Origin of the sequence: Methylibium rhizosphaerae (assembly GCF_006386545.1) — a bacterium.
Classification (GTDB): domain Bacteria; phylum Pseudomonadota; class Gammaproteobacteria; order Burkholderiales; family Burkholderiaceae_C; genus Pseudorivibacter; species Pseudorivibacter rhizosphaerae.
In genome coordinates, this window is the sequence record NZ_SWAR01000010.1 from 110,556 (window position 1) to 133,582 (window position 23,027).

At 70.5% G+C, this 23,027-nt stretch carries 22 protein-coding genes; 4 read left to right on the plus strand and 18 right to left on the minus strand.

What is annotated here, in order from left to right:
• The 15 genes from E8D38_RS10085 to E8D38_RS10155 form a co-directional block, all read right to left on the minus strand.
• Positions 1–663 carry an anti-sigma factor gene (locus tag E8D38_RS10085; protein WP_140628705.1) on the minus strand — a complete coding sequence of 221 codons (663 nt, stop codon included), beginning with the start codon at positions 661–663 and terminating at the stop codon, positions 1–3.
• Complete coding sequence (locus E8D38_RS10090; protein ID WP_140628708.1) at positions 660–1,262, minus strand: RNA polymerase sigma factor; 603 nt, start codon at positions 1,260–1,262, stop codon at positions 660–662. Before E8D38_RS10090 ends, E8D38_RS10085 begins: the two co-directional genes overlap by 4 nt.
• 118 nt (positions 1,263–1,380) lie before the next feature.
• Complete coding sequence (locus E8D38_RS10095; protein ID WP_140628710.1) at positions 1,381–1,983, minus strand: OmpA family protein; 603 nt, start codon at positions 1,981–1,983, stop codon at positions 1,381–1,383.
• Positions 1,984–2,043: 60 nt separating this feature from the next.
• Positions 2,044–2,778 (minus strand): head GIN domain-containing protein, encoded by a 735-nt coding sequence (locus E8D38_RS10100; RefSeq protein WP_140628713.1) that lies wholly within the window; start codon positions 2,776–2,778, stop codon positions 2,044–2,046.
• A gap of 23 nt (positions 2,779–2,801) precedes the next feature.
• Positions 2,802–3,161 (minus strand): hypothetical protein, encoded by a 360-nt coding sequence (locus tag E8D38_RS10105; RefSeq protein ID WP_140628716.1) that lies wholly within the window; start codon positions 3,159–3,161, stop codon positions 2,802–2,804.
• On the minus strand, positions 3,145–4,776 hold the full coding sequence (locus E8D38_RS10110; RefSeq protein WP_140628719.1) for a DUF4384 domain-containing protein: 1,632 nt from the start codon (positions 4,774–4,776) through the stop codon (positions 3,145–3,147). Before E8D38_RS10110 ends, E8D38_RS10105 begins: the two co-directional genes overlap by 17 nt.
• 32 nt (positions 4,777–4,808) lie before the next feature.
• A complete protein-coding gene (locus E8D38_RS10115) occupies positions 4,809–5,150 on the minus strand; it encodes a hypothetical protein (protein ID WP_140628722.1) in 342 nt (113 codons plus the stop codon).
• A gap of 76 nt (positions 5,151–5,226) precedes the next feature.
• The gene (locus E8D38_RS10120; RefSeq protein WP_140628725.1) at positions 5,227–5,583 is read right to left on the minus strand and encodes a hypothetical protein; all 357 of its coding nucleotides are present in this window, start codon (positions 5,581–5,583) and stop codon (positions 5,227–5,229) included.
• Positions 5,584–5,710: 127 nt separating this feature from the next.
• The gene (locus E8D38_RS10125; protein ID WP_140628728.1) at positions 5,711–7,276 is read right to left on the minus strand and encodes a caspase family protein; all 1,566 of its coding nucleotides are present in this window, start codon (positions 7,274–7,276) and stop codon (positions 5,711–5,713) included.
• Positions 7,273–7,875, minus strand: a complete 603-nt coding sequence (gene tagF, locus E8D38_RS10130; RefSeq protein WP_140628731.1) for a type VI secretion system-associated protein TagF — start codon at positions 7,873–7,875, stop codon at positions 7,273–7,275. Before tagF ends, E8D38_RS10125 begins: the two co-directional genes overlap by 4 nt.
• Before the next feature lie 26 nt (positions 7,876–7,901).
• Positions 7,902–11,501 (minus strand): type VI secretion system membrane subunit TssM, encoded by a 3,600-nt coding sequence (gene tssM / locus E8D38_RS10135; protein WP_140628734.1) that lies wholly within the window; start codon positions 11,499–11,501, stop codon positions 7,902–7,904.
• A gap of 16 nt (positions 11,502–11,517) precedes the next feature.
• Entirely contained in the window at positions 11,518–12,849 is a 1,332-nt protein-coding gene (gene icmH / locus E8D38_RS10140; protein WP_140628737.1) for a type IVB secretion system protein IcmH/DotU, read from the minus strand.
• A gap of 26 nt (positions 12,850–12,875) precedes the next feature.
• Positions 12,876–14,312 carry a serine/threonine-protein kinase gene (locus E8D38_RS10145; RefSeq protein WP_140628740.1) on the minus strand — a complete coding sequence of 479 codons (1,437 nt, stop codon included), beginning with the start codon at positions 14,310–14,312 and terminating at the stop codon, positions 12,876–12,878.
• A 40-nt stretch (positions 14,313–14,352) separates the two neighbouring features.
• Entirely contained in the window at positions 14,353–15,225 is an 873-nt protein-coding gene (locus E8D38_RS10150) for a c-type heme family protein (protein ID WP_140628743.1), read from the minus strand.
• Positions 15,226–15,234: 9 nt separating this feature from the next.
• Positions 15,235–16,170 (minus strand): FecR family protein, encoded by a 936-nt coding sequence (locus E8D38_RS10155; RefSeq protein WP_140628746.1) that lies wholly within the window; start codon positions 16,168–16,170, stop codon positions 15,235–15,237.
• A 311-nt stretch (positions 16,171–16,481) separates the two neighbouring features.
• Here E8D38_RS10155 and tagH point away from each other — a divergent pair, with 311 nt between their 5' ends.
• A complete protein-coding gene (gene tagH, locus E8D38_RS10160; RefSeq protein WP_181179019.1) occupies positions 16,482–17,531 on the plus strand; it encodes a type VI secretion system-associated FHA domain protein TagH in 1,050 nt (349 codons plus the stop codon).
• Here the strand turns inward: tagH and E8D38_RS10165 are convergent, their stop codons facing one another.
• The 3 genes from E8D38_RS10165 to E8D38_RS10175 are packed head-to-tail and all read right to left on the minus strand — an operon-like array spanning position 17,532 to position 20,036.
• Positions 17,532–17,900, minus strand: a complete 369-nt coding sequence (locus tag E8D38_RS10165) for a DUF2784 domain-containing protein (protein ID WP_140628753.1) — start codon at positions 17,898–17,900, stop codon at positions 17,532–17,534.
• A 54-nt stretch (positions 17,901–17,954) separates the two neighbouring features.
• Positions 17,955–18,464 carry a hypothetical protein gene (locus E8D38_RS10170; RefSeq protein ID WP_140628756.1) on the minus strand — a complete coding sequence of 170 codons (510 nt, stop codon included), beginning with the start codon at positions 18,462–18,464 and terminating at the stop codon, positions 17,955–17,957.
• A 15-nt stretch (positions 18,465–18,479) separates the two neighbouring features.
• On the minus strand, positions 18,480–20,036 hold the full coding sequence (locus E8D38_RS10175; RefSeq protein WP_140628759.1) for a helicase HerA-like domain-containing protein: 1,557 nt from the start codon (positions 20,034–20,036) through the stop codon (positions 18,480–18,482).
• Positions 20,037–20,092: 56 nt separating this feature from the next.
• Between E8D38_RS10175 and E8D38_RS10180 the strand changes: the two genes are divergently transcribed.
• The 3 genes from E8D38_RS10180 to hemF are packed head-to-tail and all read left to right on the plus strand — an operon-like array spanning position 20,093 to position 23,027.
• Positions 20,093–20,818: a YebC/PmpR family DNA-binding transcriptional regulator gene (locus E8D38_RS10180; protein WP_140628762.1), complete on the plus strand. Its 726-nt coding sequence runs from the start codon at positions 20,093–20,095 to the stop codon at positions 20,816–20,818.
• Positions 20,815–22,095: a phosphoribosylamine--glycine ligase gene (gene purD, locus E8D38_RS10185; RefSeq protein ID WP_140628765.1), complete on the plus strand. Its 1,281-nt coding sequence runs from the start codon at positions 20,815–20,817 to the stop codon at positions 22,093–22,095. Before E8D38_RS10180 ends, purD begins: the two co-directional genes overlap by 4 nt.
• On the plus strand, positions 22,092–23,027 hold the full coding sequence (gene hemF, locus E8D38_RS10190; protein ID WP_140628768.1) for an oxygen-dependent coproporphyrinogen oxidase: 936 nt from the start codon (positions 22,092–22,094) through the stop codon (positions 23,025–23,027). The genes purD and hemF overlap by 4 nt, the downstream gene beginning before the upstream one ends.

Below are 23,027 nucleotides of genomic sequence, written 5' to 3' on the forward strand. Positions count from 1 at the left end.
TCACTGGCGTGCCGGCAGCGCATCGACCACCGACACCGCATCGACGATGCCGCTGGCCGAGAGCTTGCTGCTCACCGCAGCCAGCTGCTGCGCATCGGCCACGCGCACGTAGTAGTCGCCCAGCTGGCCTGGGCCTGCGGCGAGGTCGCCATGCACCTCGACCAGCAGCATGCGGATGTCGGCCTCGCGTGCATCGGGCTTGAAGTTGACCTTCAGGTAGGGGCCCTGCTCGGTGATGCCGGCCGGCGGCACCGCCCGCAGTTCGCTCGTGTCGTCGCCCTCGGAAATGAGCCCGCCGATCACCGCGGCCTGCAGCGCCACCACCGCCAGCGCACCGGCCAGCGCCGGCCGCAGCATGGGCTGCGGCAGCAGCGTGGCGAAGAAGTCGCGCAGCCTGTCGCTCCAGCCGGGGCTTGTCACCTGGCGGGCGCGCGCCGGTGCCGGGCCTTCGGTGCGGATGCGGTGCAGCGCACGCTCCAGGCCCACTTCGCTCGAGACGGCCGGGGCGTCGTCGTGCAGCTTCTTCTGCAGCGACTGGTACCAGTGCAGCTCGGCGGCGGCCTTCGGGTGCTCGCGAAGATAGTCCTCGACGAAGCCGCGGTCGGCTTCGGAGAGCGAGCCGTTCACATAGAACGGCAGCAGTTCATCGAATCTGGCTTTCATGATGCGGCTCCTATGGTCCTGGGCACGGTGCCGCCTTCACGTTCGATCAGCAGGCGCAGGCAGTTCTTGAGCTTCTGCCGTGCATGGAACAGACGGGTCTTGACGGTGTTCTCCGGGCAGCTTTGCACGGCGGCCACCTCGGCCAGCGACAGGCCTTCGTAGAACACCAGGTGCACGCACTCGCGGTGGTCGTCGGAGAGCTTGTCCATGCAGCTGCGAACGCCCTCATGGCGCTGCTGCTGCGCCAGCAGCTCGAAGGCGCCTTCGCTGTCGGAGGCCACCACCTCGGCGATGTCGTCGAGGTCTTCATGCTGCGAGTCGGGGCGGCTGCGCGACGCGCGGTAGGCCATCAGCACCTTGTTGCGCGCGATGCCGATGAGCCAGGTGCTGAACTGCGAGTCGCCGCGGAACACGGCGGGCTTGCGCCAGACCTCGTAAAGGGTGTCGGCCACGATTTCCTCCGCCTGGGCTGGATCGCCGAGTTGCCTCAGCACGTAGGCGTAGAGCTTGCGCGAGAAGGCGCGGTACAGCTCCTTGAATGCCCCCTCGTCGCCCTGCTCGACGCGGCCGAGCAGGCGCAGCACGTCGTGGTCTTCCATGATGGGCGGGCCCCGGCGGAGGAGGCCGCAGCAGAAGTTCGTGAACACATGGTAGTCATCCGTGAGGCTTTGGCGACACCCATCTCGGTGGTGGATCGCCGCCGCCCCGTCAGGGGTTTCACTCACCGCGGAACTGCACGCGGCGGTTGTCGGAGCCGTAGGGGTCGCGCCCCGGGAGCAGCGCGTATTCGCCCATGCCCACGGCCTTCAGCCGGGCCGGGTTGATGTTGTGCTGGCTCACCAGGTAGCGCTTGACGGCATAGGCGCGGCGGTGCGAGAGCTGGTCGTTGTAGTGGTCCGAGCCCAGCGCATCGGTGTGGCCTTCGATGACCACCGTCTGCAGCTCCGGCAGCAGGCGGATGCCTTCGGCCAGCGCGTCGAGCTGCGGCCGCGCCGAAGGCAGCAGCTCGGCCGAGTCGAAGGCGAACTGCACCGGCAGCGCCAGCGCCGAGGCGCGCGGCCGCGCGGCCGGCTCGCCATAGGCGGCCGCGGCCGAGGGAGCGGAAGGCGCCGTGGCCGAAGACGAGCCGGAGGGCGCGTCGTCGAGCAGCCGGATCGAGCGCATCTTGATCGGCGCCTGCGCCGCGCCCTTGCCGAGGATGCTGGCGACTTCTCGCGGGTCCACCTTGTCGTTCTGGCGGTAAAGGCGCACGTCCTGGGCCAGGGCCTGGCCGCATACGAGGGCCGCGGCGGCCTGGGCAAGAAGCAGTCGGTTCCACATGTCGGGTCTCCTGGATTGAAAGCGGGTTCCCACATGGGTTGCGCCGCCGGCGCGCCAGGTTCAGTATTTCTGACCGCCCGATGCCGGGCGCACGCTGCCGGCGCCGTCGACCGTCTGCTGCACCTGCGGGCGGCCGTGGTAGCTCACGTCGCCGCTGCCGCTGCCGCTGATGCGGGCGACCAGCCGCTCCCGCACCGCCAGCTCGATGTCGCCGCTGCCCTCGAGGGTGGCGTGAGCTTCGCGGCTGGCCAGCGCCGGGGCGCTGTGGCGGCCCGAGCCGGCCAGGCGCACACGCTGGGTCAGCACGCTGCCGCCGTCGATGGTCACGTCGCCGGAGCCTTCGAGCTGCACGTCGAGCGAGCGAGCGTCGAGGTGGGCGAGGTGGAGGTTGTCGCTGCCGGTGAGCCGCAGCGCCAGCTCCGGCGTGGCCAACGCGCCGATGCGGATCTCGCCCGAACCGCCGGCTTGCAGTGCGCGCAGCGACTTCAGCTCGAGCCGGAAGCGGATGGGAGCCTGGGTTTGCACCCGCCCGGGCGCGAAGGCGATGCGCAGCAGGCCCTGTCGGACTTCCGCGATCACCTTGGCCAGCACGGCGGGTTCAGCTTCGATGGTGAGGCGCTCCCGGCCGGTCTGCTCGATGTGCAGCTCGCCGACGGCGTGCCAGTCGATGCGGTCGAAGTTCGCGACCGGACGCTGCTCGGTGGTGGTGGCCGCATGGGCCCGCGGGCTGAGCCGCAGGCCGAGGGCGGCCCCGACGAGGGTGGTGAGCGCGAGGCGGCGGTTGGGGTGGTCCATGAACGGGGTCCGTTGTTCGCGACCTACCGCGTCAGCGCCCGCTCCGCCGGCATGCCCTTGACCATGCAGGTGGCGTTTTTCGTGTCGGCCAGGTAGATGGGGCGGCGCTGCCGGTCGTGGCCGCGCAGCTTCAGGCCCTGGGCGGTGAGGTCGTTGGGGAACTGCACGTCGTTCTCTTCCAGCACCAGGCGGCCTTCCTGCCAGCAGCGCACCTGGTAGAGCGTGCCCTTGGGCTGGCTGGCGGCCGCGGCGGTGGCGGCGTCGAAGCCGTTCTTGCGGTCCTCGGTCGTGACGCCAGCCCGGGTGATGCCGGCCACCAGCGGCAGCAGGCAACAGGCGGCAGCGGCCAGGGCGACGGCGCGCTTCTTACTTGGGTTGAACATGGAAGTACTCCTGGGCGATGTTGCCGCCGCTCACGGTGACGAAGGCTTCACGCAACTGCTCGAGGCTGGCGATCGGCAGGGGTTCGAAGTCGACGCCGGCAAAGCTGCTGGGCAGGTCGGCCATGATGTCGCGCTCGGTGGCGAAACACGACACCGTCTCGGGCTTGGCGCGCGGGTTCATGCGGATCTCGAAGCGCATGGCGCCCGGCAGCTGCAGCCCGCGGCCGGCTTCGACCCGCGAGTCCTTGCGGAAGCGGTTGGGGAAGAAGCGGCTGATCTGCAGGTTCTCGTCCTGCAGGTAGCAGTAGACGTGGGCGTTGCGGGTGGGCATGACCGACAGCAGCACCGGCTCGCCGCCGGCGAAGCGGGTCACGTTGTTGAGCGTGCCCAGCTGCAGGGCCAGCCGGCCGCCGCTGGCCGCCGCGGCACCTGCTGCCGCGGCAGCCTTGGTGCCGCCCGCGGGCGCGGCGGCTGCGGCTGCGGCCACCGCGGGCGCCGCGGCGCCCGCCGGGGCCACCGCTTCGCTCACCACCGGCTCCACCCGGGCCGACACCTCGCGGTGGTTGGCCGACAGGTAGGCCTGGAAGAAGTCGTAGCTGAGCTTCGGCTCCCGCGACAGGCCCAGCGCCTCGCGGTAGCGGGCCACGGCCTCCTTGATCTGCGGGTTCACCACGCCGTCGATCGGGCCGTCGTACACGCGGCGCGCGCGCATCTGCTGCTGGAAGTACTCGATGATCTCGGTGGGGTTGGCCAGCATCGCGTCGTACCAGTCGCGCATCTCGCTCTGCACCGCTTCGTCGTTGTTGCTCGCGCCCAGGCAGCTCCAGTAGGGCACCTTGGCCAGGCGGCCGAAGAGTTCGATGGCGGCCAGCTCGACCAGCGAGCGCAGCGCCTGCGACTGGCCTTCCTGGGTGGCGGTGGACAGCGAGAAGTTGATGCCGAACTTGTGGTACTCGGCTTCGCCGTCGAAGCCCTTGCCGGCCTTGAACAGGATGACCGAGTTGCGCGAGGCGACTCCCGGCACCACGCCGAGGTCCTGTGTCGACAGCATGGTGAGGTCGATGCCCAGCACCGAGGCCTGCGAGGTGGAGGCATAGCCCAGGCCGAGGTAGGGCGTGATGCTCACGCCGGCGTCGATGTTGCGGCGCACGATGGCGTCGTCGAACTGGCTGATGGAGCCGCGCAGCGAATACTGCGGCACCACCGAGAAATGCTCGCGGCGCAAGGCCTGGAACAGGAAGCCCACGGTGTTGCCCGAGTCCTGCCCGTAGGCCACCAGGCGGATCGCGCGGCTGCGGCGGGTCATGTCCGACACGGCCGAGATGAGCATGTCCTTGGTGCCGGCATTGACCTTCTTGGTCTGGTCGGCCAGGTCTTCCACGATCACCGCGACGTCGCGGGTGCCGTATTCGAGCAGCAGGTTGTCCATGCAGCGCAGGCCGTTGGCGAAGCTGGTGATGGACTTGTAGGGCGCCGATGTCGGGCCGGTCTTCATCTCCTTGGCCTTGGCGGCCACGTGCTTGTCGGCGTCCAGCGTGGAGCAGGCCGACAGCGCGGCCACGCACAGCGCGAGCGTGGAGCGCAGGAACAGGCGGGCGGGGGAGCAGCGGCTCATGGCGTCGTCCTCGTGGGGTTCTCGTGTCGTCGTCAGCGGCAGCGGTTGTTGGCGTTGATCACGTCGCCGGTGATCACCACCGTGACTTCACGCGGCGTGAAGCCGATGCGGCCGTTGGTGTTGATGTTTCCGATGGAGAGCGCGCCGCATTCGGCCACCGGGCTGGCGCCGGCATCGGAGGTGGAGCGCTTCAGGTCGCGCGAGGCGGCGCTGCGCTGGCTGCTCGTCTTGGCGCGCTCCAGCGCCAGCTTGGACAGCATCTCCGGCTCCAGATCCATCGGCTCGGCATTGGCGTTGCCGGCCTGGGCGGCGGCACAGGCGAGCGCCAGCACGACGATGAGGCCGGTCAGCAGCAGGGGCTTGTTGATCGACATGGCGAGGTCCTCGAATTGGGCGGGCAAACAAAAAGGGCCGAGGCTTCGATGCGAAGCCTCGGCCCTGGCGCTGATCTCACTCGATCACGCCGATCTTCAGCTTCTGCTCGTTGCGGCTGCCGCTTTGCGTCTGCGCGATGTTGCGGGCGTTCACCTGCACGGTGTGGCTGCCCAGGTTCTTGTCGACCTTGCCGATCACCATCGACTGCGTGTTGCGCGAGCCGGACTGGGTCTGGCGGATGTCGCGGGCATTGACGGTGGTGCGGCTGGTGCCGAGCGGGGTGTTCATGTCCACCACACCCATTTCGAGGGACTGCTTGTTGCGCGAGCCGGTCTGCGACTGGTTCAGGTCGTCGACCGTCACGCGGGACTGGTCGGCGAAGGCGGCGCCGGCGGCAGCCAGGGAGGCGGCGAACAGAATGGTCTTCAGCATGGTGAGCTCCTATCGAAGGTTGAGGTTGCGTTCCGGGGTTTCGGTCTGAGCGTTTCGTCTCAGCCTGACCTTCAGTTGCAGCGGCTTCTCTGGCGGTTCAAAGAAGTTTTCTCAACGTTCTAGGGAGTCAGTGCACCCTGAACTCCACCAACTCAAACACCGTCGCCTCCCGCAACGACGCCCCCACATAAGTCGACACCGTGTACTTCACCGGCCGCTTCACCTGCGCCGCGTACCACACCACATGCTCCGCGCTCACCGCCGCGCCGCGCGCGCGGCCCTGGCCTCGCAGCACCACCTTGGTGGCGCGGAAGCGCCCGGCGCCCACCACCACCTCTTCTTCGCCTTCGACGCTCACCCGCAGCGGCACGCTCACCTGCTCGATGCGGCGCTGCTGGTCGCCCAGGCGCTGCCCGGCGCGCAGCGGCCCGGCGGCCAGCAGGTAGGGCGAAAACTCGGGGGGTGACAGGGTCCAGCCCGGCAGCGGGTGGAAGCCTGCCTCCAGCGCCGCGACGGTGGTGCGCACCTTTGCATCCGAGGTGGTGGTCCAGGTCTCGGCCACACCGTCGGCCGAGACGCCATCGACACGTGCCGTGATGAACAGGTCGCCCAGGCGGAACTGGTCCTGCACGCGGTAGCGCCAGGTGTCGCCGCTTTGCGGCAGCAGCTCGGCGCGTGCGCTCGGCGCGGGGCTCGTCGGCTGGGCTGCCGGAGCGGCGGCCGCGACCTGCGGCGCCAGGGCCGCGAGCCGTGTCTGCGCCAGTGCCACGAACCTCCCCTGGGGGTACTGGCGCAGGTAGGCGCGGTACTCGTCGGCGCGGTTCGAGTTCTGGATGCTGTTCCAGAACGCCAGCTCGCCTGCGGTCTCGAGGTCGGTGGCATTGGCCTCGGCGCGCGGCGCCACGCCGGGCACGAAGGCGAACTCGCCTTGCAGCGACGAACTTTCCCAAGGCACCTGCTGCTCCTTCGTGTCGCGCACCACGCCTTCGCGCACCCGCTTGAACACGCTTTCCACCGGCAGCCCCGGCGTGAGCAGGTGCCTGGCGAGGTAGCTCGCGTACAGGCTGTTGGCGGCGCTGCCGCCGCCGCTGTCGGCGGCCAGCTTGCCGGGCGCGGTGGCGAAGGCCAGCAGGGTGCCCACCGGTGCATCCATCTGCGCCAGGCCCTGCGCGGTGGACGACGACGAACGCCCGGCGAACGGGTTGTTGCGGCAGGCGTCGAGGATCACGATGTTGATGCGGCTGCGCGCGAACTGCATGCGCCCGAGGATGAAGCCCAGGTCCAGCCCGGCGATCGGGATCTCGTCTTCGCTGCGGATCTCGGCGTCCACCGGGATGAGGTAGTTGCGGTCGCGCAGCTGCAGCCCGTGGCCGGCGTAGTAAAGCACCGCAACGGTGTTCTCCGACAGCCGCGTGCCGAACTCGCGCATCGCGTTCACCAGCCCGGCGCGGTCGAGGTTCTCGCGCAGCGTCACCGCAAAGCCGGCGCGCCGCAGGCTCTCGGCCACCAGGCGCGCGTCGTTCACCGGGTTGTCGAGCGCGTCGGTGCGGTAGGCCGCGTTGCCGATCACGAGCGCGAGGCGCTCCTCGGTGATGGCGGTGCCGCGCATCTTCTGCGCCAGGGCCGGCGGCAGGGCAAGCACCAGCAGGCAGGCCGTCAGCGCCAGCACGGACCTCAACGACAGCCGGCTCATGCAACAGCCTCCGGCGCGGTGAGCAGCGACACGCTGGCCGCGGCCGAGGGCAGGGCCGCGAAGCAGCGGTACCGGGAGGCGTCGTCGGCATCGCCGCACCACCACACGCTGGCGCAAGTGCCGGCTTCGCCGCCGGACTGCAGCAGCGTGGCGGCAAGCCCGGCCGACGCATCGTCGGCCTCGGCCGGCATCGCCTCCAGCGCAGCCAGCGCTGCTTCGAAGGCTTCGACGGTGTACCCGGTATCGAGCACGCGCCGGGCAGTGGCATCGAGCTGCGCGAACCACGCGCGTGCCGCAATGGCTTGGGCGAGGCTGGCGCCGGGCATCACCAGCGTGAGCGGGAAATGCCGCCCGACGCGATCGACGCTGGGCATCAGCAAGCCGGCCCACGACGTGTCGCCCAGCAGCTGCGGCGCCAGCCAGAAGCGCCGGATGGGCGCCACCAGGTAGCGGGCCAGCCATGCTTCGCCGCCGAGCTGCTCCTGCGCACAAGCCATGCCGCGCTGCAGCCACTCGTCCCATGCATGAACGAAAGCATCCGGCAGCCGGCGCGACGCAAAGTCCCCGAGGCCCGGGAGCTTGCCGTACCAACTGATCATGTCGGCCCGCACTCGATCTACAGGGTCTACAGGCGCTTCGGGCATTGGAACTGCTCCAGCTCGGACCGCAGCAGCGGGTTGTGCGGCGTGCTGCTGCGGATCTCGAAGCGCGCCTTGCGGCCTTCGACGTCGAAGGCGGCGATCACCCGGTCGGGTGTCGGGCCGGGCTCGAGCCGCACCCGGTCGAACAGGCGCAGCAGCGCCCACGGCCCTTCGAACACATGGCCGGGGCCGGCACTGCCGCCTTGCGGTGTGAGCTGCACCTGCACGCGCCCTGCCGGGCCGGCGCCGGGCCAGCGCACGCTTTGCACCGCTGCTTCGGCGCCGCGCCGGCCGGCCGCCCCGCGGGCAAACCGCATCACCTGGCCATCCACGTCGAGCGAGAACGCGGCGGCATCGGCATCGAGTTCGATCAGACGGAAGTCGAGCTGCACGCCGAGGGTGCGCCCGCCTTCGCGGAAGAAGGCCTCGCGGATCGCCTGGGCCCGCTGGAACTGCAGCAGTGCGTCGCTCGACTCGGCCCGAGCCCCGTCGGGCTTGCGGTAGGCCCACGGGCGGATCGACGTGTCGAGATAGGGAAGGAGGTAGCGCTGGAAGAAGCCGTCGACCACGCCGCCGGCGGCGAAGGTGCGCAGGAATTCCTCGCGCGACATCTCTTCGCGGCTGGTGCGCACGAACGGATAGCGCCCGCCGGTGGCGCGCGTGCAGGGGCCGGCCAGCTCGCCGGCCATCTGCCGGGCCAGCGGTTCGCGCATGACGGCAAAGGCCTGGCCGGCGCCGGTGTGGGCCAGGTCGATCAGCATGCCGCGCAGGGGTTCCGGAGCGCGCTGGGCCGCCAGGGCCAGTTCGCGGGTCACGTTGCTGGCCGGCAGCACCGTCTTGCGCCTGGCTGCATCGTCCACCGCGTTGAGGTGCTGCGACAGCCGGCCCAGCAGGGCCTGCATCTCGTCCACCTGGCTCGGCGGGCCGGCGATGAAGGCTTGCAGCGCTTCGAAGCTGGGGTCGAGCAGCGTTTCCGCCGCGGCCGTGGTGCTGGTGCCCGAAGCGCCCAACTGGGCCGGCGGCGCCAGGCTCACCTCCCTGACGACATGGCGCAGCAGGGTGGCCAGCGGCGAGTCGGCATGCGACAGCAACTGGGCGGCTTCGGCCGTGGCCGTCAGGTCGGCCGTCGGTGCCAGGCGCAGGTCGGCGACGAACTCGCCCCACAGGCGCTTGTAGTCGGCCAGGTACAGGCGCTCCACCTCGTCGGCCACCCGGGCCTGGCCCGCCGGGTCGGTGGCCCCGGCGTCGGCCGTGCCCAGCACCCAGGCCTGCTCGGCGGCCAGCTGGCGCAGCACTTCCGCCGTTCGTGGCCGCAGCGACTGCTGCAGCACCGCGCGCGTGTAGAGGCCCGGCACACCGGTGTCGAGCGACTTGCCGCTCGCGCGGGTGAACACCCGGCGCGCGTGGGGCCCGCCTGCCGATTCGATGGAAAAGACGGCGGCCTGCGGGCCCAGGTCCATCTGGCGCAGTCGGCTGTAGGCCCGCTGCGCCAGCGGCACGCCGGCCACCCGCTCGCGCGCCTGGGCAATGACCTGCGGCTGCGCCTGCGACGGCGCGCCGACCTCGCCGCGCGCCAGCAGCTGCTCGAGGTGGCTGCGCAGCGCCTCGCGTTCGGCCGCGGTGGCGGCCACCGGCGGTGTGCTGCCGTCCCAGTCGGCCAGCAGGAAGCCGCGCAGCGCGGCCGCGTCGAAATGGCGGCCGCCGAAGAGCATGAGATAGGCCTTGAGGTCTTCGTACAGGCGCGAGGCCTGGGCCGCCGGGTCGGCGTTGCCGGTGCTGCCTGCACGCAGGCGGGCTTCGAGCCGCGCGGCGATGCGCGGCACGAAGGCGTCCTTCAGCAGGCGCTCGTAGCCGTCGTGCGCGGCGGCGGCGAGCATGCTGCCCTGGTCGAACCCCAGCGCCTGCCACAGCCTCGGCAGGCTGCCGGCCGCGCGCCCGACCGCGGCTTGTCTTTCCACGGCCTGCAGGGTCTGCAGCACCGGCAGCAGGGCGGCCAGGTCGGTGGGAGGCGACTGTGCTGCCTGGGCGGCATGCCGGCCGAGCGTGGCCACTTCGTCGCCGAGCGACGCGATCTGCGCGCGGCTGTGCGCAAAGCCAGCCCAGGTGAGGGCCGCCCCGCCCCCTGCCAGGCACAGGCTCGCGGCCACGGCCGCCCAGCCGAGGCCGGCACGCCGGCGCTGCCATCGCAGGTTGGTCCCGGCCAGCCCGGCTTCGGCGAACACCACGTCGCGCAGCAGCCGCGTCACGAAGAAGCTCTTGCCGCTGGGCCGGGCGGGGGCGACCAGCCGGCTGGTGAGGCCCATGGCGCGGGCCACGCCGCCGATGGCGCGATCGACCGGCGTGCCTTCCTGGGTGGCGCTGGTGAAGTACACGCCGCGCAGGAAGGGCGGCGTGCGGTCGTCCCGGGCTTCGCCGAACACCGCCTGCAGGAAACCCTGCAGGGTTTCGCGCAGCACCCCCCACTGCTGCGGAAAGGCATAGATGGCCGGGCGCCGCTCGCGGTCGTGCTGGGCATGCAGGCGGTCGATGAGGCACTGGTTCAGGCGCTTCTCCAGCACCGCGAAGTCGTTCGCCAGGCGGGCCAGCGGGTCGTCGCAGGTGAGCTCGGTGTCGTAGGGGAAGGTCACGCCCCAGACCTGCGCTCGCTCGTCCTTGTCGAAGTCGGCAAAGAACTCCATGAAGCCGGCCAGCAGGTCGCACTTGGTGACCATTGCATAGATCGGGAAGCGGATGCCCAGCCGCTGGTGCAGCTCGTCGATGCGGGCGCGCAGCTCCCTCGCATGCGCCGCACGCTGCAGCTCGCTGGCATTGAGCAGGTCGCTCACGCTGAGCGTGAGCAGCACGCCGTTGATGGGGCGGCCCGGGCGGTACTGCGCCAGCAGGTCCAGGAAGCCCAGCCAGGCGGTGCGGTCGGCGGCGCGGTGGCTGTCGTGTGTGGTGTAGCGGCCGGCGGTGTCGATGAGCACCGCGTCGTTGGTGAACCACCAGTCGCAGTTGCGGGTGCCGCCGATGCCGCGCACCGCCTTCTTGCCCAGCTGCGCGGCCAGCGGGAACTCGAGGCCGGAGTTGACGAGTGCGGTGGTCTTGCCGGCACCCGGCGCGCCGATGATCACGTACCAGGGCAGTTCGTAGACGTAGGGCCGGCCGGCGAGCGCGGCGAGCCAGGGGTGCCGTCCGCCGACGCGGCGGTGCTTGAGCAGGCCGACGGCCCGCTCGAAGCGCTGGCCGAGCAGCTCCACTTCCTGTTCGCCGGGGCCGGGCAGCACGGCGGTGTCGTGCGAGCCGTCGGCCGCGTTGCGCGGCTCGGCCGATGCCTGCGTGACCATGCGGTCGATCAGCCGCCGGTTGTTGCGCGCGGCGCGCAGTGCCATCCAGACGGCCTGCAGAGCGGCAACGGCAATCAGCACGCCGATGGCCACCCAGCGTTCGCGCTCGCCTGCCAGCGGCGTGCGCCCCGCCAGCGTGACCAGCGGGCCGACGAACCACACCAGCGTGGCCGCGGCAACGAGGCCGACCAGGCTCAGCAGCCCGCGTGCCAGCGGTTGCAGGCTGTGCGAGGCGGGTGGCGCGGCAGCGCGTTTCATCGTGCCCTTCGTTGGCTCAGGCGTCGGGCCGCGGCAGCAGCAGCTCGATCTCGATGCGCCGGTTGCCTGCACGGCCGGCGGGCGTGTCGTTGGGGCCGCGCGGCTCGGCGTCGGCGCGGCCCTCGGCACGGGTGCGCTCGCCGGCAAGGCCCTGCCGGGTGAGCTGCGCCACCACCGCCTGTGCCTGCTCGCGCGACAGGTGCCAGTTCGACGGGAACTGCAGCGACGCGGTGGGCGTGTTGTCGGTGTGCCCCACGGCCACCACCACGCCAGGCTGGCCCTTCAGGGCCAGGGCGATGCGGCCGAGCAGGGCGATGCGCGCAGGCTGCAGGCGGGCGCTGCCGGCTTCGAACAGCTCGTCGGCCGGCAGCGTCACGACCGAGCGGGCGGCCTCGTCGCGCACCTGCAGTGCGCCGCTGGCGACGTCGGCCTGCAGCAGCGGCGCCAGGCGCGGCCTGGCGGCGGCCACGATGCCGGCCGCCGCCGCCGGCAGGCGCTCGGCACGCAGCGCCGCTGTGTCTTCGTGGATCCGGCGGAACAGCGGCTGGGCCAGGGCATCGAGCCGGGCATTCGCCAGCAGCCAGGCACCCAGCACCAGCGTGGCCCCGGTGGCGAGCACCGCCCACAGCGGGAGCACCGACAGCCGGCCGCTGCCGGGCGAGCGCACGCCCTCCCAGCGTTGCGACAGCGCGCGCGAGGCGGGCGAGCCGCGGGCTGGATGCACCTGGTCGAGCACCCGCTCGGCAATGCCGTCGAGCTGCTCGCGCCCGCCGCGCATGCCGCGGTAGCGACCTTCGAAGCCGAGCGACAGGCACACGTAGAACAGCTCCAGCAGGTCGTGGTTGGCCTTCACGTCCTCGCCGAGACGCTCGAGCAGCTTGAAGGCCTTGTCGCCGCCCGAACGCTCGTCATGGAACTCCTGCAGCAGGTTGCGCTGCGGCCAGGGCGGCTCGTTGCCCCAGGGCGTACCGGCGACCACTTCATCGAGAAAGCTGCACAGCAGGTAGCGCGCGGCGGAGATCTGGTGCACCGCCACGCCGTTGGCCTTGGCCAGCGCCTCGAACTCCTTCACCCGGTCGAGCAGCTGTTCGCGCAAGGCACCGGGGTCGGCATGCGAGGTGGTGGAGCGCAACTGCTCCACCAGCGCGAGCAGCGTGTTGGCGGCACCCAGCAGCGGGTTGATGCCGGCGACCAGGCGCTGGAGTTCGGCCGCGGGCCTGGCCGGCCGCGGCTGCGGCGGCGCTTCGGGCCGCGGCATCACCAGCGTGGCCTGCCCGCCGGGCGAGGGCATCAGGATGGTGTGTTCCGGATCCGGGACGATGATGGTGCGCTCGTCATCAGCACTCACGACTGCACCCCTTGCCGGGCTGGGCGTCAGGCCGCCCCGGCTTCGCGCAGGAAGCGCTCGCGCTGCGCGTCGTTGTCGAGGTTCTGCGCCACGATCTTGAAGAACTCGTTGCGGTTGGAGCAGCTGCCGGCGGCGCGCTTGGTCACCACCTTGGCGATGGGGCCGATGTAGGCGGTGAGCAGCTGGGCGGCGCGTTCCACGTCGGCCGGCGTGAGCGCCTGGCCGGGCGGCACCGAGCCGGGGCTGGAATTGCCGTCACGTGTGTTGACCACCGTGGGCGGCAAGGTCACCGGGCGGCCGGTGACGGCGCGGGCAAACGCCTCGCGGTCCTCGGCCCGGTCGAGCGATTCCATCAGCGAGGCGGTGAGGGAGTCGATGTCCTTGTGCACGTGGGCCGCCTTGCGCACCAGCACCCTGGCCACCGGCCCCACAAAACGCGCGAGCGCCATTTCGACGCCCGACAGCACCGGGGCGCTCCAGCCGGTGGGCGGCGGCGAGCTGGTGCCGCCGGAGCTGCTGCCCGGCGCGACGTTGCTGCCCAGCGAAGGCGCGCGCGGGCCCGAAGGCGTGGGATCGACGCCGATGGGCCGCACCACGTTGGAGATGATGGTGGCCTCGGAGATCGTGCTGCTCACCGGGTGCGCGTACTCGGCCAGCAGGGCGGCGCGGAACGCATCGGCCGTCTGGTAGCGCTGCGCCGGGTTCTTGGCCAGCGCGCGGGCCACCACCGCGTCGTACTGCGGCCAGCGCCGGCGCGGGTCCACCTCCGACGGCGGCTGCGGGTCGTGGTAGCACACGTCATGCATGATCGCCTCGGGCCGGCCGCGGAACGGCGCCTGCAGCGCGAGCAGCTCATAGAGCAGCACGCCGGCGGCGAAGATGTCGATGCGGTGGTCGATGTGCTCGCCGAGGTAGTACTCCGGCGCGATGTAGCCGGGCGTGCCCATCAGCAGGTTGGCCCGCGTGCGGTCGGCGTTCTCGATGCGCGCGATGCCGAAGTCGGCCAGCTTGATGCGGCCGTTGCTCATGATGATGATGTTGGCCGGCTTGATGTCGCGGTGCCAGATGCTGTTGCGGTGCGCGAACTCCAGGGCGTCGAGCAGCTGCGCCATGATGCTGACCGTGTCGCGCTCGTCGAAGCCGACGCCGCGCGACAGGTATTCGCGCAGCGTGTTGCCCTCCACGTATTCCATCGCGATGAAGGCGAACTGCTCGTCCTCGCCGTATTCGTAGACGCCCACGATGCCCGGGTGGTTGAGCGCGCCGGCGGCCTGCGCCTCGCGGCGGAAGCGGCCCGACATGGTCTCGGCCTTGTCGTCGTCGTCGATCAGCTCCTTGCGGATGGTCTTGACCGCCACGCGACGCTTGATGACCGGGTCGGTGGCCAGGTAGACGGTTCCCATCGCGCCTCTGCCGAGAACACCGATGACGGGGTACTTGCCCAGACGTTCAGGAATGTTCATGTGTGGGGCTGGCTGCCGAGCTGCCGCGAGTATGACGGGCTCAGGAGTCCAGCATCTTCATGGCCTTGACCAGGCTCGTTCGCATGCGGCCGATCGACTGCGCGAGCACGCCGATCTCGTCGCGCGAGCTGCGCTTGAACTCGGGGATCTCGAGCTCGCCCATGCTCACCCGGTCGGCAAAGCTCGACAGCTTGCCGATGGGCCGGATCACCATGGCCCACAGCATGAGGTTGAGCATCAGGCCGATGACGATGAAGACCACGGTGATCGACGTCATGAAGACCTCGAAGGCGCGTTCGGCCCGCTCGAGCGGCACCTTGGTGGGCACCGAGATGATCTGGGCGCCCACCACCTCGTTGAGCGTCCAGCCGAAGCCGTTGGCCGGGCCGTAGCGCTCGATCATGGTCTTGGGCGCGGCGTCCACCGTGCTGTGGCAGCGCAGGCAGGCCGGGTTGGCGATGCGGATGGGCCGCGCGATGTAGAACGAGCGGCCGGTGGGCGTGTCGCGGTCGCCGATGATCTCGGCGGCGTCCTTGTTGCCGCGGAACTGGGTCACGATGTCGGTTTCCCACTCGACCGCACGGTTGCGCGGGTTGGTCGGGTTGAGCACCGCTTCCTTGTAGCTGTATTCGGTGTGCTTCTTGCGCAGGTCGTTGAACACTTCGGTGGCCGAATAGGCCGGCACCGACTGCGGCAGGAAGGTGTACTTCATCTGCGTCTCGAGCAGCGGGTTCACCTGCGTGGACGTGTAGGTGCGCGCGGCCAGCGCGGTGTCCATCAGCAGCCGCGCGTTCTCGGCGATCTCGGCGCGGGCGTTGCGCTCCAGCAGCGTCCACGACACGCGGCCGGCGGCCACGATGCCGATGGCGAAGATCAGCAGGAACACCAGGTTGAACTTGAGCAGCAGCTTCATGGGGCGACCTCAGCGAGTGGGGGAGGAGGCGGCGGCCGCGCTGGCCGCGCCATGGGCCGCCGGCGCGGCGCGCCGGGGCTCCTTGTCTTTGTCCTTGGGCAGGTACTTCTCGGGGAACAGGATCGGGTCCCATTCCGGATGGAACGACAGGTTCTCGATCAGCGCCGCCCGGAACGCGGGCTCCCTGGCCTTGGCACGCCAGCGCTGCATCAGCGGGCGGCGGATCCACGGCTCGGCCTTGAGCCACACCTCGACGTCGGCATAGGCGAAGGCCGGTGCGTCCTTCGGCTTGAGATCCACGTCGCGGAAGCGGTCGAGGCGCAGCGGCAGCGAGTCGCGGAAGCCGCGCGGCATGTCGCTCACGAAGCCCTGCATGCCGCCCGGGTTGACCGCACCGCGCGCGCCCGCCTTGCGCAGGTAGTAGTCGCCCTGCCTGAGCGCCACCGCGACCGGGGCGCCGCTCGCCTGGTGCTCGGCCAGGCGGGTCTCGCCGCGTTCGACGAACAGCGCGGCCTCGGCGGGCACGACCTTGAAGACCACCACCGAACCGGAGGGGGAGGACATCCAGAACGGCCGTGTGCGCAGCTCGTACGCCGCCGCCTGTGCCTTGGCGCCAGTGACTTTCGTCCACCCCTCCATCACGTACAGCCAGCGCTCCTGCTTCTGCTTGGCGCCGGCCGCGCCGCCACCGATCCAGGCGCGGGTGGACGGGCCGAACTGCACCACCGCCTGCTCGCCCAGCTCGACCTGCACGAAGGTGGAAGTGCCGGTCTCGATGAGGTCGCCGGGTGCGAGGCGCAGGCCCTCGGCGGCGTGCAGGCGGCCGGTGCCCCGATAGACCAGCGCGTCACCCTCGAGGATGGTGACCATGCCGGTCGCATCGGCAGCCTTCGCGCTGCAGCACAACACTGCCGTCAGGGCAGCGGCGACGAGTCCCCGCATCATTTGCTCCGCACCTCTCATGTCGGGCGCATGCCCGGTGTTCACGATGAGAAATCAATCTAGACCCCCCCTCGCGGCACTGTCAATCACTCGAACGCGGAGGGCGCGAGGTGCATCCGGGCCCGTGTTTTTAGGGGCTCGCACAGAGGGGCGGCAGCAGTAATATGGCCCGCGACCCCCCGGCCCGAAGCCGCTGCGCGGCCGTGGTTTGGAGAGGTCTCCCGAATGTGTTGGCCCCGGTCGCGAAGCAGTGCGCCCACCCCCGAAAGGGCGTTGAGCAGTTCCCCGCAAGCGGCCTGACGACGGTGGCTCGAATGATCGGCATACGCATCGTTTCCCCCGAGGGAGCGGCGCAGGGTGCGCCGCTGCCGGTCATGTTCGGCGAGGCCGGCGGGGCCATCGGCCGCAGCGCCGAATGCGCGCTGATGCTCAGCGACCCCGAGCGCAGCATCTCTCGCAAGCAGCTGCTCGTGAGCTGTCGCGACGGGCAGCACTTCATCCGCCAGGTCGGCACGCACCTCGATGTCGAACTCGACGGCGAGGTGATGCCGCTGAACGTGGACATGCCCCTGCACGCCGGGGCCCGCATCACCGTGGGGCCTTATGTGCTGCTGGCGGCCGAGCCGCCCGCAGCGGCACCGGTGGACGTGGTGGTGGGCGAAACCAGCAACGTGCGCCGCCCCGGCCGGCGCCGCCGCGCCTCCGACGTCGACCCGGCGGCGGCCGAGGCCGCGCAGGCCCGCGGCGCGCAGCTCGAGGCCTTCCATGCGGCGCTGTACCGCGGCCTCGGCCTGCCGGTGCCACCGCTGGCCGAGCGGTCTGCCGAGCAGCTCGTCCTCATCGGCAGCCTGCTGCGCCGTGCCGTTGCCGGAACGCTGGCCTTGCTGGCCACCCGCACCATCGCCAAGCGCGAGCTGGGCGCGAGCCGCACGCAGATCCGCACGCGCGAGAACAACCCGCTGAAGTTCTCGCCCGACGTCGATGCGGCGCTGAACCACCTGCTCGGGCCGCCGCGGCGCGGCTTTCTCGAGCCGCTGCCCGCGCTCACCGAAGCCTTCGACGACCTGCGCGCGCATGAGGTGGCCCTGCTCACCGGCATGCGCGCAGCGGTGGACGAGGTGCTTGCCCAGTTCGACCCCGGCACACTGGAACGCCGCCTCGCGCCGCGCGGCGTCTGGGAAAGCCTGCTGCCCGCGGCGCGCAAGGCCAAGCTGTGGGAAAGCTATGACGAGCAGTACGGCGAGATCGTGCACGAGATCGAAGGGGACTTCGACTCGCTGTTCGGCCGGGCCTTCCTGCAGGCTTATGAACGCCAGCTGGCGGAACTCGGCCGCCCGCCGGCGCAGGAGCGCCAGCAGGGCTGATCAGCGCCGCCGGCGACGGCGATACAGCACCAGGCCGTAGATCGCCAGGTTGATGCCCACGAGCGCGCCGCCGAGCAGGTACTGCAGCTCGCGCGTCAGCTCGCCGGGGTAGATGAGCGGCACGATGTAGCGCTCGACGAAACCCTGCGAATACACCGCGCGCCCGGCCGCCGCGCGCAATGCGTTCTCGAGCGGCGTGAGCGGGCAGATGCCGCCGCTGAATTCGATGAAGGCGCCCCAGGCCAGCGCCGGCAGGTGCAGCCAGGCGGCCCGGCGCCAGCGCAGCACCAGCAGGCCGCCCAGCACCGCGAAGGCGATGAAGGCCAGGTGCAGCAGCAGCACCGTGTCGGCGAACAGCGCGTAAGGCATGGCTTGCGGCGATGGCGGGTGAATCCGCAGGCTTGCCGCGGGCTCACCGCGGGCTCAGAACACCTGCTCGATGCGGGTGTCGTGGTAGATCCAGTGGCTGCGGCCGGCGTGCTGCACCTCGACGTTCACCCGCACCTCCTGGCCGGCCCTGGTTTGTGCATTCGGGCAGCCGCGGGCCACCGCGGCCAGTTCGCTGCTGCCCGGCTGTTGCGGCTGCTCGGCCACCAGGTCTGCGGCCCAGGCGGTGCGCCCGCCGACGCCCAGCACGACCTTGCGCAGGGCGAGGCCGGCGGGCAGGGCCGCGCCGCCGGCGCTGCGCAGCGTGGCGGTCACGATGAAGTTCTCGCAGCGCCGCTGACCGCTCGCGTCCACCACGGTCGGCATGCGGTTCAGGTAGGGGTAGCTGTCGAGCACGAGGCGCGCACCGGCGAGCTCGAGCCGGGCCTGCGCCGTGGGTTGGGCGGTGTTGTCCATCGGGGCCTGGGCCTTGGGCATGCCGGTGCCGCAGGCGCCGCACAAGGCGAGCAAGGCGGCACCGGCGGTTCTGGAAAACGCGCGAAGCATCGCGGTCCTTGCAGGTCAGCGGCGCCGGCGGGTGGTGCTGCCGCCGCCCAGCAGGCCGCCCAGCACGCCGCGGATGATCTCGCGCCCGACGGTGGAGCCCACCGTGCGGGCGGCCGACTTGGCCAGCGTCTGGGCAATGCCGTCACGCCTGCCGCCGCGCGGCCCGGTGCTGCCGAAGAGCAGGTCCGACAGGCCGCCCATCAGGCCGCCGCCGGCTTCCTGGGCAGCATCAGTGGCGCCTCCCTTGGCGGCCTCGATGGCTTCGTCGCGCATGTTCTGCGCGGCATCGGCGGTGGCGGCGGCGCGGCCCTTGAGCTTTTCGTAGGCCGATTCGCGGTCGACCGCCTTTTCGTAGGCGCCGGCCACCAGCGAGCCCTGCAGCAGCGCCTTGCGCTGGTCGGGCGTGATGGGGCCGATCTGGCTGCCCGGCGGCAGCACGTACACACGCTCGGTGATGCCCGGGCGGCCTTTTTCGTCGAGCAGGCTCACCAGCGCCTCGCCGACCGCCAGCTCGGTGATGGCGGTGGCGATGTCGAGCCTGGGGTTGGCCCGCATGGTTTCAGCCGCCGACTTCACCGCCTTCTGGTCGCGCGGCGTGAAGGCGCGCAGCGCATGCTGCACCCGGTTGCCCAGCTGGCCGAGCACGCTGTCGGGCACGTCGAGCGGGTTCTGCGTCACGAAGTACACGCCCACGCCCTTGGAGCGCACCAGCCGCACCACCAGCTCGATGCGGTCGACCAGCGCCTTCGGCGCGTCGTCGAACAGCAGGTGGGCCTCGTCGAAGAAGAACACCAGCTTGGGCTTGTCGAGGTCGCCCACCTCGGGCAGCGTCTCGAACAGCTCGGACAGCATCCACAGCAGGAAGGTGGCGTACAGGCGCGGCGCGTTGAGCAGTTTGTCGGCGGCCAGGATGTTCACGACTCCCTTGCCGTCGACCGTCTGCATGAAGTCGCTGATGTCGAGCATCGGCTCGCCGAAGAACTTCTCGCCGCCCTGGCTTTCGATGGTGAGCAGCCCGCGCTGGATGGCCCCGACGCTGGCGGCGCTCACGTTGCCGTATTCGGTGGTGAACTCGCCCGCGTTGTCGCCCACGTGCTGCAGCATCGCGCGCAGGTCCTTCAGGTCGAGCAGCAGCAGGCCGTTGTCGTCGGCGATCTTGAAGACGATCTGCAGCACGCCCTGCTGCGTGTCGTTGAGGTTGAGCATGCGCCCCAGCAGCAGCGGCCCCATGTCGCTCACGGTGGCGCGCACCGGGTGGCCCTGCTCGCCGAACACGTCCCACAGCGTGGTGGGGCAGGCCAGCGACTGCGGCGCGGGCAGGCCGCGCTCCTCGATCACCTTGGCCACCTTGGGCGGCAGGCTGCCGGCCTGCGAGATGCCGGTGAGGTCGCCCTTCACGTCGGCCATGAAGACCGGCACGCCGATCTTCGAGAAGTTCTCGGCCAGGGTCTGCAGGCTGATGGTCTTGCCGGTGCCGGTGGCGCCCGTGATGAGCCCGTGGCGGTTTGCCAGCGCGGGCAGCAGGTGGCATTCGGTGTCGCCGTGCTTGGCAAGCAGGATCGGATCGGCCATGAGTGCTCCCTCGTTAAAATCGCGGCCATCGTACAACCCCAGAACGTGAGCACTCCATGGCCGGTCATTCCAAATGGGCCAACATCCAGCATAGAAAAGGCCGCCAGGACGAAAAGCGCGGCAAGGTCTGGACGCGCGTCATCCGCGAGATCATGGTCGCGGCCCGCCAGGGCGGCGGCGACGTGTCGGCCAACCCCCGCCTGCGCCTGGCGATCGACAAGGCCAAGGCCGCCAACATGCCGGCCGACACCATCAAGCGCAACATTGACAAGGCCACCGGCAACCTCGAAGGCGTGAGCTACGAGGAAATCCGCTACGAGGGCTACGGCATCGGCGGCGCCGCCATCATCGTCGACTGCATGACCGACAACCGCGTGCGCACCGTGGCCGAGGTGCGGCATGCCTTCAGCAAGTACGGCGGCAACCTGGGCACCGAAGGTTCGGTGGCCTTCCAGTTCAAGCACTGCGGCCAGTTCATCTTTGCGCCGGGCACCAGCGAGGACAAGGTGATGGAAGTCGCCCTCGAGGCGGGCGCCGAAGACGTGGTGACCGCCGATGACGGCGCCATCGAGGTGCTGTGCGCGCCGGCCGACTTCGAGGCGGTGAAGAACGCGCTCGAAGGCGCCGGTCTCAAGGCCGAGGTGGCCGAGGTCACCATGCGCGCCGAAAACACCATCGAGCTCGCCGGCGAGGATGCCGCGCGGATGCAGAAGCTGCTCGACGTCATCGAGGACCTCGACGACGTGCAAGAGGTCTATCACAACGCCGAGATCAACGAATGAAAGTACTAGTCATCGGCGGGGGAGGGCGCGAACACGCACTGGCGTGGAAGATCGCGCAGTCGCAGAAGGTGCAGATGGTCTACGTGGCGCCCGGCAACGGCGGTACCGCGCTCGACCACCGCCTGAAAAACGTCGCCATCACCGACGTGAACGCGCTGGCCGACTTCGCGCAGGCCGAGAAGATCGGCCTCACCGTGGTCGGCCCGGAGGCGCCGCTGGCGGCCGGCGTGGTGGACGAATTCCGTGCCCGCGGCCTGCGGATCTTCGGCCCGACCAAGGCCGCGGCCCAGCTCGAAAGCTCCAAGGCCTTCTCGAAGGACTTCATGAAGCGCCACGGCATCCCGACCGCGGCCTACGAGACCTTCAGCGACGCCGCGGCGGCGCATGCCTACGTCGACCGCATGGGCGCGCCCATCGTCGTGAAGGCCGACGGCCTCGCGGCGGGCAAGGGCGTGGTGGTGGCTGCCACCCTCGAGGAAGCCCACCAGGCGGTCGACTGGATGCTGCTGGACAACAAGCTCGGCGTCACGCACAACGCGGGCGGCGCGCGGGTGGTCATCGAGGAATTCCTGCAGGGCGAGGAAGCCAGCTTCATCGTGCTGGCCGACGGCAGGAACGTGGTGCCGCTGGCCACCAGCCAGGACCACAAGCGCCTGCTGGACGGCGATGCCGGCCCCAACACCGGCGGCATGGGCGCCTACTCGCCGGCACCGGTGGTCACGCCCAACATCCATGCCAAGGCGATGCACGAGATCATCCTGCCCACGCTGGCGGGCATGGCGAAGGACGGCATCCCGTACACCGGCTTCCTGTACGCCGGCCTGATGATCGACGCGCAGGGCAACCCCAGGACGCTCGAGTTCAACTGCCGCATGGGCGACCCGGAAACGCAGCCCATCATGATGCGGCTCAAGAGCGACCTGCTCGAAGTGCTGACGCATGCGGCCGACGGCACGCTCGACCAGGTGGAGCTGCAATGGGACCGCCGGTTTGCGCTGGGTGTGGTGATGGCCGCGCACGGCTATCCCGACAAGCCGCGCAAGGCCGACGTCATCACCGGCCTGCCGCCCGAAGCGCCCGATGCCATGGTGTTCCACGCCGGCACCACTCAGCTCAGCAAGGAGCTCGTCACCAGCGGCGGCCGGGTGCTGTGCGTCACCGCGCTGGGTGATTCCGCGAAGGTGGCGCAGGCGCGCGCCTATGAAATGCTCGCCGGCATCCGCTTCGACGGCATGCAATACCGTCGCGACATCGGCTACCGGGCCATCAAGCGATGACACCCACCGAGGTGGTCCGCGAGTACCTGCTGGACCTGCAGCAGCGCATCGTCGATGCCATGGAGGCCGAAGACGGCCAGCGCTTCCTGCGCGACCACTGGATGCGCCCGCCGGGCGGCAAGCTCGAAGGCGAGGGCCTGTCGCGCCTCATCGAGCAGGGCGGCCTGCTCGAGCGCGGCGGCTGCAGCTTCTCGCATGTGAAGGGCCAGGCGCTTCCGCCTTCGGCCACGCAGCACCGGCCCGAACTGGCCGGCGCGCCGTTCGAGGCGCTGGGCGTGTCGCTGGTGTTCCACCCCCGCAACCCCTACGTGCCGACCGCCCACATGAACGTGCGCATGCTCGCCGCCCACAAGCCGGGCGGCGGCAGCGTGACCTGGTTCGGCGGCGGCATGGACCTCACCCCCTACTACGGTTTCGACGAAGACGCGGCGCACTTCCATGCGACCTGCCGCGATGCGCTGGCGCCCTTCGGCGAGGACAAGTACCCGCGCTTCAAGAAGTGGTGCGACGAGTACTTCTTCCTCAAGCACCGCGACGAGCCGCGCGGCGTGGGCGGCGTCTTCTACGACGACTTTTCCGAGCTGGGGTTCGAAGGCGGGCTGGCCATGACGCGCGCGGTGGGCGATGCCTTCCTGGCGGCCTACCTGCCCATCGTGCGGCGCCGCAAAGGCACGGCCTATGCCGAGCGCGAGCGCGAGTTCCAGGCCTACCGGCGCGGGCGCTATGTCGAATTCAACCTGGTGTGGGACCGGGGCACCCTGTTCGGCCTGCAGTCGGGCGGGCGCACCGAGTCGATCCTGATGTCGATGCCGCCGGTGGTGACCTGGCGCTACGACTGGAAGCCCGAACCCGGCACCCCCGAGGCGCGGCTGTACACCGACTTCCTCAAGCCTCGCCGCTGGGCCGAGCCCGGTGCGCCTTTCGAAAGCTGA

Coding starts and splice junctions, on each gene's coding strand:
- E8D38_RS10085 (WP_140628705.1), bottom strand. CDS start 663: ATGAAAGCCAGATTCGATGAACTGCTGCCGTTCTATGTGAACGGCTCG.
- E8D38_RS10090 (WP_140628708.1), bottom strand. CDS start 1,262: ATGGAAGACCACGACGTGCTGCGCCTGCTCGGCCGCGTCGAGCAGGGC.
- E8D38_RS10095 (WP_140628710.1), bottom strand. CDS start 1,983: ATGTGGAACCGACTGCTTCTTGCCCAGGCCGCCGCGGCCCTCGTATGC.
- E8D38_RS10100 (WP_140628713.1), bottom strand. CDS start 2,778: ATGGACCACCCCAACCGCCGCCTCGCGCTCACCACCCTCGTCGGGGCC.
- E8D38_RS10105 (WP_140628716.1), bottom strand. CDS start 3,161: ATGTTCAACCCAAGTAAGAAGCGCGCCGTCGCCCTGGCCGCTGCCGCC.
- E8D38_RS10110 (WP_140628719.1), bottom strand. CDS start 4,776: ATGAGCCGCTGCTCCCCCGCCCGCCTGTTCCTGCGCTCCACGCTCGCG.
- E8D38_RS10115 (WP_140628722.1), bottom strand. CDS start 5,150: ATGTCGATCAACAAGCCCCTGCTGCTGACCGGCCTCATCGTCGTGCTG.
- E8D38_RS10120 (WP_140628725.1), bottom strand. CDS start 5,583: ATGCTGAAGACCATTCTGTTCGCCGCCTCCCTGGCTGCCGCCGGCGCC.
- E8D38_RS10125 (WP_140628728.1), bottom strand. CDS start 7,276: ATGAGCCGGCTGTCGTTGAGGTCCGTGCTGGCGCTGACGGCCTGCCTG.
- tagF (WP_140628731.1), bottom strand. CDS start 7,875: ATGATCAGTTGGTACGGCAAGCTCCCGGGCCTCGGGGACTTTGCGTCG.
- tssM (WP_140628734.1), bottom strand. CDS start 11,501: ATGAAACGCGCTGCCGCGCCACCCGCCTCGCACAGCCTGCAACCGCTG.
- E8D38_RS10145 (WP_140628740.1), bottom strand. CDS start 14,312: ATGAACATTCCTGAACGTCTGGGCAAGTACCCCGTCATCGGTGTTCTC.
- E8D38_RS10150 (WP_140628743.1), bottom strand. CDS start 15,225: ATGAAGCTGCTGCTCAAGTTCAACCTGGTGTTCCTGCTGATCTTCGCC.
- E8D38_RS10155 (WP_140628746.1), bottom strand. CDS start 16,170: ATGATGCGGGGACTCGTCGCCGCTGCCCTGACGGCAGTGTTGTGCTGC.
- tagH (WP_181179019.1), top strand. CDS start 16,482: ATGATCGGCATACGCATCGTTTCCCCCGAGGGAGCGGCGCAGGGTGCG.
- E8D38_RS10165 (WP_140628753.1), bottom strand. CDS start 17,900: ATGCCTTACGCGCTGTTCGCCGACACGGTGCTGCTGCTGCACCTGGCC.
- E8D38_RS10170 (WP_140628756.1), bottom strand. CDS start 18,464: ATGCTTCGCGCGTTTTCCAGAACCGCCGGTGCCGCCTTGCTCGCCTTG.
- E8D38_RS10175 (WP_140628759.1), bottom strand. CDS start 20,036: ATGGCCGATCCGATCCTGCTTGCCAAGCACGGCGACACCGAATGCCAC.
- E8D38_RS10180 (WP_140628762.1), top strand. CDS start 20,093: ATGGCCGGTCATTCCAAATGGGCCAACATCCAGCATAGAAAAGGCCGC.
- purD (WP_140628765.1), top strand. CDS start 20,815: ATGAAAGTACTAGTCATCGGCGGGGGAGGGCGCGAACACGCACTGGCG.
- hemF (WP_140628768.1), top strand. CDS start 22,092: ATGACACCCACCGAGGTGGTCCGCGAGTACCTGCTGGACCTGCAGCAG.